At 65.7% G+C, this 15,580-nt stretch carries 10 protein-coding genes; 5 read left to right on the forward strand and 5 right to left on the reverse strand.

The features are described from left to right. Nucleotides 1-2: 2 nt before the first annotated feature. From AWJ14_RS10085 to AWJ14_RS10105, 5 genes are all read left to right on the forward strand, one after another. Nucleotides 3-590, forward strand: coding sequence for a cytochrome b/b6 domain-containing protein (locus AWJ14_RS10085; protein WP_245304197.1), 588 nt, complete (start codon nt 3-5; stop codon nt 588-590). 270 nt (nt 591-860) lie between these two features. Then, complete coding sequence (locus AWJ14_RS10090; RefSeq protein WP_066178628.1) at nt 861-2,276, forward strand: bifunctional enoyl-CoA hydratase/phosphate acetyltransferase; 1,416 nt, start codon at nt 861-863, stop codon at nt 2,274-2,276. A gap of 214 nt (nt 2,277-2,490) precedes the next feature. Continuing rightward, the gene (locus AWJ14_RS10095; protein WP_066178059.1) at nt 2,491-4,206 is read left to right on the forward strand and encodes an SIR2 family protein; all 1,716 of its coding nucleotides are present in this window, start codon (nt 2,491-2,493) and stop codon (nt 4,204-4,206) included. Further along, complete coding sequence (locus AWJ14_RS10100; RefSeq protein WP_066178061.1) at nt 4,203-4,772, forward strand: hypothetical protein; 570 nt, start codon at nt 4,203-4,205, stop codon at nt 4,770-4,772. Before AWJ14_RS10095 ends, AWJ14_RS10100 begins: the two co-directional genes overlap by 4 nt. Before the next feature lie 8 nt (nt 4,773-4,780). Then, entirely contained in the window at nt 4,781-7,204 is a 2,424-nt protein-coding gene (locus AWJ14_RS10105) for an AAA family ATPase (protein WP_245304198.1), read from the forward strand. Between the two features lie 190 nt (nt 7,205-7,394). Here the strand turns inward: AWJ14_RS10105 and AWJ14_RS10110 are convergent, their stop codons facing one another. The 5 genes from AWJ14_RS10110 to AWJ14_RS10130 all read right to left on the reverse strand — a co-directional run bounded on the left by AWJ14_RS10110 (nt 7,395) and on the right by AWJ14_RS10130 (nt 15,410). Continuing rightward, a complete protein-coding gene (locus AWJ14_RS10110; protein ID WP_066178065.1) occupies nt 7,395-8,249 on the reverse strand; it encodes a universal stress protein in 855 nt (284 codons plus the stop codon). A 14-nt stretch (nt 8,250-8,263) separates the two neighbouring features. Then, nucleotides 8,264-9,748: a SulP family inorganic anion transporter gene (locus AWJ14_RS10115; RefSeq protein WP_066178068.1), complete on the reverse strand. Its 1,485-nt coding sequence runs from the start codon at nt 9,746-9,748 to the stop codon at nt 8,264-8,266. A gap of 218 nt (nt 9,749-9,966) precedes the next feature. Further along, entirely contained in the window at nt 9,967-13,452 is a 3,486-nt protein-coding gene (locus AWJ14_RS10120) for an ATP-binding protein (protein WP_066178070.1), read from the reverse strand. Beyond that, a complete protein-coding gene (locus AWJ14_RS10125) occupies nt 13,452-14,738 on the reverse strand; it encodes a metallophosphoesterase family protein (RefSeq protein WP_066178071.1) in 1,287 nt (428 codons plus the stop codon). The genes AWJ14_RS10120 and AWJ14_RS10125 overlap by 1 nt, the downstream gene beginning before the upstream one ends. A gap of 144 nt (nt 14,739-14,882) precedes the next feature. Beyond that, entirely contained in the window at nt 14,883-15,410 is a 528-nt protein-coding gene (locus tag AWJ14_RS10130) for a transglutaminase-like cysteine peptidase (RefSeq protein WP_171904855.1), read from the reverse strand. Nucleotides 15,411-15,580: the final 170 nt, after the last annotated feature.

The following is a 15,580-nucleotide window of genomic DNA, read 5'->3' on the forward strand; positions in this document are numbered from 1 at the left end:
CCATGGCACGGGATATCACTGAAGCCATGACCAATGCCGGCGACGATCAGTCGCCGGCCACCGTCCGGGTGTGGGACCCGCTGGTCAGGATCTTTCACTGGTCCCTGGTGGGCCTGTTCGCCTTCGCCTTTCTCACCGGCGACGAATGGCAGAAGCCGCACGAAACGGCCGGGTATGTGGTGGCGGGGCTGGTGGCCTTCCGCATCCTCTGGGGCGTGATCGGCCCGCGCCATGCCCGGTTCGCGAATTTTCTCTACGGTCCCGGCACGGTCGCCACCTTCCTCGGCGACAGCGTGCGGATGAAGGCCCGGCGTTACCTCGGCCACAACCCGGCCGGCGGGCTGATGGTGATCGCGCTCTTGGCCGTGCTCGCGGCGATTTCGCTGACCGGCTACCTGATGACCACCGATGCCTATTGGGGCGTGGGCTGGGTCGAGGACCTGCACGAGGGGGCGGCCTTCACCGCGCTCGCCCTGATCGGTCTGCATGTCGGCGGCGTGGTGCTCGCGAGCTTCGAGCATGGCGAAAACCTGGTGCGCGCCATGGTGACCGGCCGCAAGCGCGCCGCCGGACCCGGCGACATCGCATAGCAGCCCCGCTTTCTACCCCCGCAGGGCTGCTTTGGCCCGCCGGTGCGTAATGCGCCGGCGGGCCGTTTTCATGTCCGGCGCGCGTCGGCCCGAAGCGGGCGGCGGCGGGGCCCGCGTGCGGCATGCAAGATTGTGGGGGCAGGGATGCAAGCGCCTGTTCTGCCTTGTATCTCATGCATCGCTGGGGCAAGTTCGGTGCAGTGCGGCGGACGCCTTTTTCGGCGGTGAATCGGCCGCGCGAGCGACGGCGGCATGCGCCGGAATGCGGACGTGTTCGGGGTAATTATGGATCTCATTGAAAATCGCACCATCGAGGAAATCGCCATCGGCGAACAGGCCGAAATCGAAAGGGTGCTCACGCGGCAGGACATGATCCTGTTTGCGACCGTGTCGGCCGACGTCAACCCGGCAGCGGTCGGCGATGTCGAGGAAGACGGGCTGGAATTGCAGCAGGGCATCGCCCACGGCATGTGGGCGGGAACGCTGATTTCGGCGGTGCTGGCCACCCGCCTGCCGGGTCCGGGCACGGTGCATCTGGGCCAGACGCTCTCGTTCCATCATCCCGTCAGCATCGGCGATCGCATCAGCGTGCGCGTCAGAGTGACCGAGGTCGACCGGGACACGGGCCGCGTCCGGCTCGATTGCGCCTGCCTCAATGCCGCGGGCCAGACCGTGGTGTCGGGCACCGCAGACGTGAAGGCGTCGGCCAAGAAGATCCGCCAGCATGTGGCGCGCATGCCGTCCTCGCGGCTCACCTCCGTGGGCGTGCGCTTCGGCGCGCTGGTCGAGCGCGCGCGCAAGCTCGACCCGCTGGTGACCGCCATCGTCCACCCCTGCGACGACCTGAGCCTCGGCGGCGCGATCGCCGCGCGCGACGAAGGCATGATCGAGCCGTTGCTGGTCGGCCCCCGCTTCAAGATCGAGGCCGCGGCCGAGGAGGCCGGTCTCGACATTTCCGGCATGGAGATCGTCGATACGCCACACAGCCACGCCTCGGCGGAAGTGGCGGTCAAGCTCGTCCATGACGGGCGCGCGGGCGCGCTGATGAAGGGCAAGCTGCACACCGACGAACTGCTCGAGGCCGTGCTCGACCGCGCAAAGGGGCTGAGGACCGAGCGCCGGCTCACCCATGTCTTCGCGCTCGACGTGCCGGGGCAGAACCGCACCCTGTTCGTGACCGACGCGGCGATCAACATCTCCCCCGATCTCGAGGCGCTGAAGGACATCGTCCAGAACGCGATCGAACTTGCGATCGCGCTCGGCGTGGAAACGCCGCTCACCGCACTCCTGTCGGCGGTCGAGACCGTGACCGGCAAGCTGCCCTCGACGCTGCTGGCCGCCTCGATCTGCAAGATGCACGACCGCGGCCAGATCAAGGGCGGCAAGGTCGACGGCCCGCTCGCCTTCGACAACGCCATCTCGCCCGCGGCGGTGGCGACCAAGGGTATCGTCTCCGACGTCGCCGGCCGCGCCGACATCCTGGTCACCCCCAATCTCGAAAGCGGCAACATGGTTGCCAAGCAGCTCATCCACCTGGCCGGCGCCTCCTCCGCCGGCATCGCACTCGGCGCCCGCGTGCCGATCATGCTGACGAGCCGCTCGGACACCGTGGATGCAAGGATCGTCTCGGCGGCGCTGGCCAAGGTGTTTTACCACTGGCGCAAGCAGCGGCCGCTGGTGGAGTAGGGGGGGATGTCTGGAACGGGGCCGGGAGGGGACCGGCAGCTCACGACTTTGGATCTCCGAATGCTGAATTTCATGTTGATGGTCAGTTCGCGTATTGCGATTAGTGCAGAAGCCGTTACTTATTCTGTGTTGAAGCCGCAGTGACTGCTTCAGGTTCGGGGGATTCACACTAGTAAGACTGGAAATAACGTTACCTTAGGGGAGGCTGTTAGACGTGCCGTCAGCGTGGGAGATCACGATAGTCGAAACACTCGCCCTACTTGACGGCGAGTTCAGTGAGTTCGCACAGGGCCTAGCGAACGATTCTTACGCGGTCTGGCTTGGTGCCGGGATCTCTTTGTCCAAAGTCCCGGGTCTCGTTGACATCGCTGAAGGGGTTCTTGAGCATCTGCGCGCTAGGGTCGATCCCGCAAATGACAATTGCCGCTTTAAACGCAGCCTCGATCGAATCATCGGTCTTGTTAATCTGAGCGCGGACGATCGCAAGGAGGTCAACTATGCTAAACCGGTGGCTCAGTGGCGCGACCGGGAGCGCATCGCGAAGAGCCTCACCGGCGTCTACGCTAGGATGCTCGACCAGCATCCACAGGGAGAGCCAGCTGACTATCTTGTGTGGGACGGCATCGGTGTCGTTGCCCGATATGCCGATCCTGCGAGCAGCCCTGGTCCGGAGCATCTCGGCCTCGCGGGATTGATCATGGAGGGCGTTGTCTCGGATGCAGTCAGCGCCAACTGGGACGGCTTGGTTGAGAAGGCTATCGCTCTGCTCGCGGGTGCCGGGCTTGGCGTGATGCAGGTGCGCGTGCTTCCCGACGATGTGAAGGACAATACGGCACGCGCCCGACTTTACAAGTTCCACGGGTGCGCTGTCCTCGCCGGCCAAGACGAAGCTCTCTATCGGGACCGACTCGTCGGGCGAGCCTCTCAGATCCATGGCTGGGCAGACAAGGCTGAGAACAAAGTCATCGCCGCAAAGCTCGTCGATCTCGCGGTCTCGAAGTCAACGCTGATGCTCGGCCTGTCGACGCAGGACACGAACATCCAGAACGTCTTCGTCGTGGCCCAAGGTAATCTTCCGTCGCATTTCCCCACTCACCCGCCGTCCGTGATACTATCGGAGCAAGACGTGGGTGCTGATCAATTGTCGCTGCTGCAAAACTTCTACAAGCTGGATTATTGTGGCAAGGCTGCGGAGATCGAGCAAGCCTCATTGCTCAGGAGCTACGGCCAGTCGTTGTTGCCGGCATTATGGCTGCACGTGCTCGCAGCCAAATTGGAGGCGCTTGTCGCACCGGCAGCCGCTGGACTTTCGGAGGCGGCGCACAAGACCCTGAGAGCTGCCCTTCGGAGCTTACGCGACGCCACAGCCTCTGGTGTCGCGGTGAGGGACAACGAGGCCTTCATGCTGAAGGCGCTCGCTTGGGCGGGGCGGGCGACAAGCTTCTTCCGAGATGGCAAGGAGCTGGAAGCCGCAAGGGGCGTGTATACGCCACTATCAATCAACAGCGTTGCCAAGACCTTGGCAGACCCGACAGTAGCGAGTGCCGGTCTGCCCCAACTGGCTCTTGGCCTCGCCCTAATCGGTCATGGAAAGGAAGCCGGCCACTGGACGCTGAGCCTCGGAGATCCCGCGAATGCCAAGGCGGGCGCCTTCAAGGTGGCGGGCCCGGTCCGTTCCGCCGAGATCTTCTTTGCGGCGAACGCGCAGGCCGCAGCGAGGCTTGTCGCCGCCGGGCATGCGTCCGAGGACGACGATGCCATCATTTTGCACAGTCACGAGGTGCCTCCAAGGGCCGTGCGTCACCCGACAGCCGCTCCTGGCCGCACCTTGAGGCGGGGACGTCGGGAATTCAGCCTGGCGGAGTTGGCGCAGGGTGAGGCCGATCTAGATCGGCTACTGCTGCGCTTCAAGGGAGAGATGGCGATATGACGGATACAACACCAATCGAGCGCGTCGCGGAGCTGCTCAGCAAGGCAGATTTCAGACGACTTCCGATTCCGCTTTCGATCGGCGGATTGCAGATTGACGCTGCAGCCGCCTTCGTCGGTGAGCCGCCGTGCCCGGATCTCGTTGTCGTCGGCGACACGCTAGATCAGACGCCAGCCCGGCTGCAGCAAACGGTCGAGGGTGTCGGTCGGGCATTGGACATGATGGGGTCGCGGCGACCTTTGACGCTCGTCGTCGTCGGTCCGAGACCGGAATCGTCCACGCTCACAAGACTGTCCCGACATGCCCGCGTGTTGCCAGTGGGCGATGCATCCGATCAATCCAGTCTGGAAAACCGGCTGGCGGTGCTGCTGCCGCTGGATCTGCCAAAACTGCAGGAAAGCCGCGCCGATGCCGCGTTCGACAAATTGTTTCTGGGAATAAAGGATCCAATCGAGCGTGAGTTGATAGAGCTTTCTCATAAGGGAGAGGCAGCGGTCTCCAGCCGGCTGGCCGCACTGGTTGACGAGCCTTTTGTCCAGATTGAAGACAGCGGAGCAAAGCAATGAACTGCCGGATGACGTCTCTCACCGTCCGCGATTTCCGCAGCATACGCGGTGAGGTAACCGTCTCGCTCGATGCGCCAGCAGTTCTCATCCACGGGCCGAACGGCACGGGTAAAACCAGCCTTCTGTCGGCGATTGAACTGGGGCTGACGGGAGCGGTTGGGTCTTTCGCGCGCTTTGACCCCAACTACCTGACCTATCTCCCCCATAAGCTTTCCCCAGACTCCAGCGCCCATGTCTCAATTCAGGCAGACGAGAAGATGTCCGATGGTTCAGGAGGCAGCTTCACCGCCAACGGTTCCGCCATTATAGGACGAGGCAAGCTCTCAGAAGAGCAGGCCCGGTTCTACACCGAGCGGTGCTATCTCGCGCAGGCGAGCCTGGGTCGCTTGCTAGAGCTGTATGAGCATCAAGATGCCCGCAACAGCAGTTCACCGCTTACACGCTTCGTCAAGGAAATACTCGGCCTCGATGCGCTGGATGCCTTGATTGACGGACTGCACCTTTCCGGCGACGTTAGACGGTTCCGCGAGCCATCCCCTCTCTTTTGGGCTGCACGTGCCGATGCTCCGAGCCTAGATGACGCGGTCGAAGCCGCAGCGGCTCGCGTAGAGGCGGCTGAACGCGAGCGAGACCAGATTGAAGCCCGATTGCGTGAACTCTCCGGCTCGACCCTTGCAGCCGATCATGCCATCTTCCCCGACGGGCTGCGCCCGGACCTCGAGCGCCGAGTTCAGGAGCACGAGGAGAAGCTCAGCCGGCTTGCCAGGATCCGGCGCGACCTCAATGCCGCAACCTCGCTGGTCGCGGCGGCAGCGATGACAGAGGCCGGAAGCGCCCGCGCGGACGCGGAAATGACAAGTTCCGGGGCGCGGGAGGCACTCGCGCGCTGGCGTGCAGGGCCAGGTGCGCGCCTTGAACAACTGCTGTCCGCCATCCAAAAGGCCTTTCCCGAGATTCCCGCTTCCTCGTCGGATCCTTCGGCAGCGCATGCAGCCGCCAAGCAGGCCGTTGAGGGAGCAAGAGCACGGCTTCGCGGAACCGTTGACGCGGATAGCGCTGCAACAAAGACCCTCAGCGAAATCACGACGTCCGTGATCCAAGGCCAGGGTCGTATCGATACCATTGATCGACAGTTGGCTGCGGAGGGTGGCGCCAACCGCGAGCTTGCAGAGGCACTTAGTGCGATCTCCACTCAGATAAACGATGAACATTGCCCTGTCTGTGGACGTGACTACGCCGAACTCGGGGACGGGCCGCTTGCCGCACATGTTTCAGCGGAAATCGGCCGGCTCGTCACCGCGGCAGGACGTGTTGAAGCTTTGGTACGCGATCGCTCGAAGACACTCGCGGCTTTGACGGACGCTCGACGCAAGCAGACCGAGCTTCAGGGCACGGTTCTCTCGCCGACCGAGCGCGAACGAGTAATCTTCCAGCTTGCACAGCGGGACGAATGGCTCAATAACCTGCAGGACTTGGCGGGAGAAGCTATTGCCGGTTCTCGCTTGATCCGCGACGCAACCAAGGCGGCACAGGTCCTCGCCGCCTTGAATAGCCAGACAACGTCGATTTCCGGCCTGCGTGCGGAACTCGACATCTATGCCCTGCAATTGGAAATCGAACCGGAACCGGCCGACGTGCCACTTGCGGCAGTCGTCCAATTCATGAGGTCGGAACTCGATCGTCGGGAGGCAAACGAAAGTTCCGGCAAGGCTAAACTCGAACAAGCGCTCACGACCCTCAGGACGCTCGCCTCGAACCAACAGTCCCTTAATGAAAACAGGAAGATGCTCAAGGCTTTGCAAGAAAAGCAGACCAAATCGGCCACCCAGCGCCAAGAGGCGGACAGGCGCATTTCTGTCGCGAAGGACCTGATGGCGCGTGCGCAGACAGTGCGCGGGAAACATGTCCGGGACATCTTCAATGACGAACTGAACGCAGTCTGGCGTCAGCTCTTCATCCGTCTGGCTCCCGATGAAAACTTCGTTCCTGCATTCGCGCTTCCGGAGATCGCTGGAAAGCCGGTTGAGGCCGTGCTAGAAACACACTACCGTTCGGGCGGCAAGGGTGGCAATCCACGCGCGATGCTGAGTGCAGGAAACCTGAACACGGCGGCGTTGACTTTGTTCTTATCGCTGCATCTTTCGGTGCGAGCGAAGTTGCCTTGGTTGGTGATCGACGATCCCGTCCAAAGCATGGACGATGTCCACATCGCGCAATTCGCAGCGCTGCTGCGGACGCTGAAGCAACATGGCCGCCAGATCATCATTGCTGTTCACGATCGGCAGCTCTTCGACTATTTGAGCCTTGAGCTCAGCCCCACCTTCAACGGGGATCGACTAATCACCATAGAACTTGGACGCAACGCCGACGGCTATACGACAGCTCCCTGGGCCCTGACTACATTTGAACCGGACAGGGCTGTTGCTGCATAAAATGACAACGTCACTGCGAATGTGTCATCCTGGCTAGTTTGCGTTATCCTGTTTAATGTCTGGTTCTGAGTTTGCGCAGGTTCAAATTGAACGACAAATTAGAGGGCGCAAAACTGTCATCTGGCAATGTGCGCATTGAGTCAGTTAAGCGCATGAATTTGACCGACCGGTGCCATGCTCTGTCTCCTCCCTACCTCAACACCACCACCGGCGCCTTGCAGGATCTGAGCATCTCCGAGGTGGTCGAGCCCAGCACGAAGCTGCGGATTCTCGAGTGGCCGTAGGCGCCCATGGCGACGAGGGTGGTGCCGGTGTCGGCGACGCGTTTGCCGAGCACCGCGTCGGGCTGGCCCGACAGGATGGTGGTGGTGACGGCGAGGCCGGCTGCTTCGAGGACGGCGCGGGCGTTTTCCTGGGATTTCTCGCTGTCGCGGTTTGTCGGGCCGACGGTGACCACGTCGATGGCGAGGCCGGCAAACAGCGGGTTGCGGGCGATGTGGTCGACCATGCGCTGGCTTGAGGCGCTGCCGTCATAGGCCACGATCACGCTGTCGATCGGGCGGAAGGCGCGGGAGGCGACGAAGACCGGCTTGTGGCTGGCGCGGATGAAGCGTTCGAGATGGGCGCCGAGCCTCAGGCTCGCGAAATCGGCTTCCTCGCCGCGCTTGCCGATCATGATCATGCCGGCCGTGCCTTCCCGGGAAATCACGGTCTCGACCAGTTTGCCTTGCCTCAGATGCGTGCCCAGGACCCGCGCGCCGCCGGCCTCCACCAGGGCGCGGGCGTCGTCAAGTATGGCGCGGCCCTTCTGGCTCAGGAGCTTGGCGCGCTCGGCGTCAAGCGCCGCGAGCTTGTCGAGGAGTGCGGTGCGCGCGCCGAGCGTGATCGCCCCCGACAGGTCCGTAATCCCGGCTTCGGCAGCGGGCTCGATCACATGCAGGAGGTCGACCGGCGCATCCATGCGCGAGGCGGCCCAGACCGCGTGGTCGCAGACGCTTTTGGCGTAGACCGAGCCGTCGACGAGGGCGAGGAGACTGTTGCTCATGGGGGTTGCCTTTCTCAGTGCGACATCAGCTTGTCCATCGCGCCGGGCTTGTCGTGGATGGCCAGCCGGTCGACGATGGTTTCGGAGGCTTCGTTCATGCCGATGATCTCGACCTCGGCGCCCTCGCGGCGGAATTTCAGCACGGCCATGTCCAGCGCCGCCACGCTGGAAATGTCCCAGATATGCGCGCGGGAGACGTCGATCACCACCTTGTCGAGCACTTCGCGGAAGTCGAAGGCCTTCATGAAGTCTTCTGCCGAGGCGAAGAACAGCTGGCCTTCGACCACGTAGGTGCGGGTGCGGCCGTCGTCGGACAGGGTCGAGCGGACGCCGAACAGCTGGGCGATCTTCCAGGCGAAGAACAGGCCCGAGAGCAGCACGCCGACCAGCACGCCGATGGCGAGGTTGTGGGTGAGGACGACGAAGCCGACGGTCGCGAGCATCACCACCGAGGAGGAGCGCGGATGGGTGCGGAGCGCCTTGATCGAGGACCAGGAAAAGGTGCCGATCGAGACCATGATCATGATCGCCACCAATGCGGCCATCGGGATCTTGGCCACCCAGTCGCCGAGCACGACGATGAAGAACAAAAGCATCGCGCCCGCGACGAAGGTCGACAACCGGCCGCGGCCGCCGGATTTCACATTGATGATCGACTGGCCGATCATGGCGCAGCCGGCCATGCCGCCGATGAAGCCGGTGGCGGTGTTGGCGATGCCTTGGCCCACGCATTCCATGGTGCGGCTCGACGACGTGTCGGTCAGATCGTCGACGATCGACTGCGTCATCAGCGACTCAAGCAGGCCGACGGCCGCCACCGCCACCGAATAGGGCAGGATGATCATCAGCGTTTCCAGCGTGAGCGGGATCTGAGGGATCAGGAACACCGGCCAGGTGTCGGGCAGCGCGCCCATGTCGCCGACGGTGCGCAGGTCGAGGCCGAAGATCAGCGTGACGGCGGTGAGCACGATGATGGTGACCAGCGGCGAGGGCACCGCGGTGGTGATCATCGGGAACAGGTAGATGATCGCAAGGCCTGCCGCGACCATCACATAGGTCAGGCCCGGCACGCCGATCAGTTCGGGAAGCTGCGCCATGAAAATCAGGATCGCCAGCGCATTGACGAAGCCGGTCATCACCGATTTCGACACGAAGCGCATCACCGAGCCAAGTCGCGCCGCGCCGGCCGCGATCTGGATCAGGCCGGCCAGCACCGTGGCTGCGAGCAGGTATTGCAGGCCGTGCTCTTTCACCAGCGTCACCATCAGCACCGCGGTCGCCGCCGTGGCGGCCGAGATCATGCCTGGCCTGCCGCCGACGATCGCGGTGATGACGGCGATCGAGAACGAGGCATAGAGGCCGACCTTGGGGTCGACACCGGCGATGATCGAGAAGGCGATCGCCTCGGGGATCAGCGCCAGCGCGACCACGAGGCCCGAGAGGATGTCGCCGCGGACATTGCCGGTCCATTGCGCGCGATAGGAATTGAACGAGATCATGGGGCTGAAGCCTGTTCGGAGGAGGAGGGCGATTGTGTGTGGCGGCGGAGGCACGGCACGCGCGGCGCGGGAGGAGCGCGGGATCGTGCGAAGGTGTCGCCTGCTGTGTGACAGGACCCGAGTGCTCCGGATCCGCGGGATTGGGGCTTCGATACAGGCATAAGGCCGCGATGCCAAGCAAAGCCTGTTCGCAGGTGCAAAAAAATCGCCCTGCGGCCTCAGGCGGAGAGTTCGTGGATGGTCACGTCCGGGCAGACGCTCTGGGCGATGTCGCACAGATGCCTGTGGTGGGTGAGGTAGATCACCTGGCCCACCTTCGCCATGCCGGCAAACAGGCGGAAGGCCTCCTCGGCGCGGAAATCGTCGAAGGTTTCCATGATGTCGTCGGCGATGAAGGGCACCGGCCGCCGGGTTTCGGCGAATTCGTGATAGCCCGCCACCCGGAGCGCGAGATAGAGCTGGAAGCGCGCGCCCTTGGACATGTCGGCCGCCTGTTTCGAGGCGCCGTCGTTCTGCAGCGCGATCAGGAGTTCGCGGCCCTTGTCGGGCTGGGCGGCGAGCCCGGTGTAGCGGCCGCGGCTGATGGTGGAAATCGCCTCCGACGCGCGCGCCATCATCGAGGAGCGGTGGCGCTCGCGGTAAAGCGTGAGCGCCTGTTCCATGGCGAGAATGCCGGCCGAGAGCCTCAGATAATGCTCCGCGCCCTCGGCAATCGCGAGCAGCACCGTCCGCCGTCGTTGCTCGATCCGCGCCACCGCGTCGTCGCCGCCCACCGCTGCGAGCGCGGCCTCGGCGCTCCTGCGCGCGGCGTAGCGCTCCTGCACCTCGGCGTCGAGGGTTTCGAGCACGGCTTCCAGATCCTGCCTTTCGGCGCCGAGCGCCGCGCCGTCGGCCGCCTCGAGCAGCGCCCGCGCGGCATCAAAGGAGGGGCTGCCCAGGCTCTCCGAGATCTGGCGCTCGACCTCGCCGATGCGGGCCGTCAGGGATTTGCGCTCGAGCGCCCGGTCGAGCCGGAGCGCGGCGTCGGTCAGCGTGTCCGCGCCGAGCGCGTCGAGCATCCGGGTCTTGAGAAGCGCGTGGGCATCTGCCTTTTCGGCATGGGCGCGGCTGCGGGCAAGGGCGTCTTCGAGCCGCGTCGTGAGATCGGCGTGGCGGGCGGCGGCCTGTTCGGCCTCTGCCACGCGGCTTGCGAGCGCGCGGGCAAGGGCGTTCACCGCCATGTCGCCGGGTTCGATGCCGGCCTCGCGGGCGGTCGCGCGCAGCGTCTCGGCATAGCGCTGCCGGTCGCCCTCCATCTTGCCGATGCGCTCGGCCAGGCTGTCGCGGTCATGCAGCGCGGCGGCAAGCTCGGCAAGCAGCGGCAGCATCTCGCGAACTTCGGCCACTGTCGGCGCGCGGCCGGCCTCGCCGAGCCAGCTTTTGGCCGAAGCCTGTTTCCAGGCAAGCAGCCAGGCGTCGAGCTCTTCCTCGGCGCTCTGCAGGTCGGTCAGGCGCCGGGCGAGCGCGCGCTCCTGCTCGAGCGCCTGCGTGCGCTGCGTCTGAAGTGCCGTTTCCCGCGCGAGCAGCGTCCGGGCCTGCGCGAGCAGGGGCTCATAGCCGTCCTCCGGCGCGGCGGCCACGCCCAGGGCCGTGAGCGCGCCCGCGAGCCGGGCTGCGGCATCCTCGCGGTCGGCGCGCGCCAGGTCGCGCTCGCGAAGCTGGGCGTCCAGTTCTCGGCCAGCCTCCAGCGCGCGTTCCCGGCGCGCAAGCCAATCGGCAAGCGTTGCGGCGTCCATGTCGATGGCGAGATCGGGCGACAGCGCTGCCGCCGCGGCGGCAATCGTCTCCCCGAGTGCCTGTTGCTCCGCGTCAAGTCGGGACTGCGTCCGTTCGGCCGCGGCGAGATCGGCGCGGTGAAGCGCGATCTGCAGCGACGCCTCGTTGAGCCGCGCCACTTCGGCCTGGTGGCTGGCGCGCCGGTCGACGGCCGCGTCATGGGCCTGCATCGCCTCGGCGAAGTCTTTTGCCGATGGGGCGTCCATGGCGGCCTCGTGCCTGCGCCAGGCTGTGTCGCGGGCCGCGCGCAACGCCGCCAGGGTCTCCGCGGTCGGCAGGCTGCCGGTCTCGGCGATCGCCGCGGCTTCGGCCTCGTGGCGGGCCAGAGCGTGGGTCAGGCGGGCGCACTCGTCCCGGGCTGTCGCGCGCTTGCGCCCGAGTTCCTCGGCCTGCATGGTCCAGGCGCGCAGCGTGTCTGCCGGCGGCGGGATCATCGCGGCGAGTGCGGCGGGATCGCCGCGCCAGGGGCTCAGCACCCTGAAGCCGGCCTCGGCCTTCTGTTGCAGGTCAGGGAGCGCGCGTTCCGCCGCTTTCAGCCGCAAGCCGTGGTCCTGGGCGGACAGCCCTGCCACCAGCGTCGCAAGGGCCGTGCTGTGGGCCTGCCGTGCCTCGCTGTCGGTCTCGTCCGGGTCTCCGCCGGCATCCCGCAGACGGGCCAGTGCCTCGTCCCGGGCGGTTTTGGCGGCAGCGGCTTCGGCCTTCGCCGCCGCCAGCCGCACGTCGAGCCGGGTGCGGGCCTCGATCAGCTCGCCGAGTGCTGCGGTCGTGGCCGCGTCGAGCAGCAGATGGCGGGCATCGGCTTCGTCCGGACGCCCGAGCCGGATGAGAAGCTGCTCGATCCGCCCGTCGAGACGCGCCAGCGCCGCCCGGCGCTCGGGAAGATCTTCCTCGGCGGCATTGTGGCGGGTGCGCTGCCGGTCGAGATCGGCCATCCGGCCAGCGAGCGCGCCGGTGGCCGGGTCGATTGTCATGGTCTCGCGCTCGACCTCGAGCCGTTCGATTTCCGCGGCCAGCGCCGCGCCCTCGGCTTCGAGCGCGGCCTCGCCGTCGCGCAAGCCGCGGATGTCCTCGCGCCATTCGGGGGCGACCTCGGGCAGGTCGGCCAGCGGCTCAAGGGTCTGCCGCAACGCCGCGCGCTCGCCGAGCCGCGGCAGCGCCTGGAGCAGCCTGTCGATCTCGGCAAGGCGGGCGGCCGTCGTCTTGCGTTCGGCGCTCGTTTCGGCGTGGAGCCGGCTTGCCTCTTCCAGCGCCTTGGTCAGGCGCCCATGTTCGCTCGCCTGGGTGTCGAGCCGGTCGCGCTCGGCCTTGAGGTTCGCGAGGTCGCCCTTGAGGTCGGCAAGCCGGCCCGACCGTGCCCGGTATTTGTAGAAATCCTCGGTCTCGCTGCGGATGCCGACCAGGCGTTGCGACAGCTCGCCCAGGCCGGCGCTTGCGGAAAACAGAAGTTCCCCCAGGTCGCCGCGGCTTGCGAGAATGCTCTCGCCGCCCTGTTCGAGGGTCTCGTCGTCGAGCGAGAACATGGTCTTGTAGCTGTCGCGGTCGAGGCCTGTGAGCCCTGCCTGCAGCGCGCCGTCGGCGACCGGCTGGTCGTGGCCGTCGAGCAGGCTGTTCTGCTGGCGTTTGATGCGGACGAAGTCGCGCGCCTCGCCGTCAATCGAGATCCGCGCGCCGATGCGCATGGTGGGGTAGGGGTGGAGAAAATTGTAGCTGCTCTGCGCGCCGATGCCGAACAAGAGGTCGAGCCAGGCGTTGAACAGCGTGGACTTGCCGGCCTCGTTGGGCCCGTAGACGATGTGCAGGTCAGACCCACCGGCCACGGGCGTGCCGAAGTCGACCGCATGATCGGTGAATTTGCCGTAGCGGGTGAGGTCGAGGCGGTCGAGGCGCATCAGGCGGTCTCGCTCCCGGCCGTGGCCTGAAGCCGCGAGAGCACGTCGTCCACGCCGTCGCGGGCAAGGGCGGCAAGCCGCGCGCGGGTTGCGGCTTCATCGGCGCCGAAAAGGTCGCGCAGGTCCGGCGGAAGTTGCGCCTGAAGATTGCCCGCGACCGCGGCAAGTGCTGCCTCGTAGCTGTCGGATGCCAGCACGGCGGTTTCCATCAACGCCCTGAGTTCATGCAGCGGATCGGTTGCCGGCAGGCCCGTCTCGCGCTCAGGCGTGCAGTCGATCTCGAGTTTCTCGATCCAGACATGGCCGATCTGGGCGGCGCGGCTTTCCGCTTCGGCGCGCAGCAGGTCGGCGTCGCGGCGCATGCGCCAGGCAAGCGGGGTGGCGCCCGAGACCGTGAGGCGAACCACGAGTTCGGGCGAACCGGCCGCCTCGCGGGCCGCGCGGAGCGCGGTGCTGAGCGCGCCCGCGAGGTCGCTCCATTCGGTCAGGCCGGCGGCCTCGACGCGGATGCGCACGAACTCCGCGATCGAGGTCGGTCGTTCCTCAAGGCTGACCGTGCCATTTTCGGCGATCGAAACGAGGGTCACCGACTTGGTGCCGCTTTCGTTGATGTCGCGGCCCTGCGGCATGCCCGGCATGACGATCGCCGCGCCGCTTCCCGGCTGAACGATCTGCGACCGCTTGTGGATGTGGCCGAGCGCCCAGTAGTCGAACCCGGTCGCCTGCAGGTCGGCGGGGCTGCAGGGCGCGTAGACGTCGTGGCCTTCCGCGCCGCCGAGGCTCGTGTGCATCAGCCCGATATTGATCGCGTCGGCCACGGCGGGCCGGTATTTCGGAAGCAGGCTTTCGGGCGCCGTCGGCTGGGCGAAACTGAGCCCGTGGATCGCCACCGGCTTCTCGCCCGCGCCGCGCTCGATCAGCACATGCTCGGCGCGGCCCCCGAACAGCCTCACGCGCTCGGGCAGCACCAGCTCGCGGGAAATGCGCGACAGGGCGTCGTGATTGCCGCGGATGAGAAACGTGGAGATGTTGGCCCTGGATAGCCGATCGAGCTCGTCCGCCAGGAAGCGGGCGGTCTTCATCGAGGTCTGGTCGCCGTCGTAGAGGTCGCCCGCAATCAGCAGCGCATCGACCGCCTCGTCGATGCACAGGTCGATGATCGCGCTGAAGGCCTGGCGCGTCGCCGCGCCGACCAGCTCTGCCAGGTCGGGATTGCGCAGCGCCAGCGATCTCAACGGTGAATCGAGATGGATGTCGGCGGTATGGATAAAGCGAAAGGCCGCGATCGGTCTGTCCTTTCCGGTGTGCGCGTGGCTGGGGCGAGTCAGCCCTCAGCCTTAGCACGGCACGTCGCGGTGGACATCAGCAATGCGGTGCCCGCGCACAGCTATAAGGTCCGCGATCCCCGCTCGCACCGGCGCCAGCGGCGATCAGGGCGCCTTGCCGGTCTTGCCGGTCACGCTCAGCCAGCGGCCGCCATGGTCGGGTGCCTGGATCTTTCGGAAGCTCATGCGCGACGACTGTACCGGCTGCACGGCATCATCGAGATTGTCGAGCACGTAGTCGCCGTCGCGGGTTCGCACCACCAGCACGGTATGGGCCTCGTTGCCCTTGTAGCCCATGGTCAGCAACAGGTCCGACGGACGGAAGCCGCTGCGCATCAGCTTGGCGCGCTTGGCGAGTGCGAAGTCCTCGCAGTCTCCGGAGCGGGCGTTGGCGGTCCAGAATTCCGTGCGGCCAAAGGCAATCTTGTCGGCGGTCGGCTTGATGGTACGATTGACCGCGGCATTGATCTGCGACAGCACGCCGATGCGCGGGGCGGGTAGGGACGAGCCGGTCGAGCGGTTGCGGCAGTCGGACGCGTTGCGGGCGCAATAGTCAACATGTCCATAGGGGCGGGACGTCTCCTTGCCCGTCTTGAGCCAGGTCGAAGCCCGGGCGGGCGCAAGCAACGTCAACAAAGCGGCCAGGACGGCCAGCAAGAAAAGGGGCGCGCTCAAAGACATACGGAGCTCCTTGGTTGCCGGGTCGGTCAAAGCCATTCGCGACCTTGTTCACAGCATAAGAAGCGAAACGCTGCCTCCGCGCAAGCCCTTCGTCCGGGATAAGTTTCCGGTCCGCGCCGCGC

This window comes from Parahoeflea olei, from assembly GCF_001703635.1.
Taxonomy (GTDB): Bacteria; Pseudomonadota; Alphaproteobacteria; order Rhizobiales; family Rhizobiaceae; genus Hoeflea; species Hoeflea olei.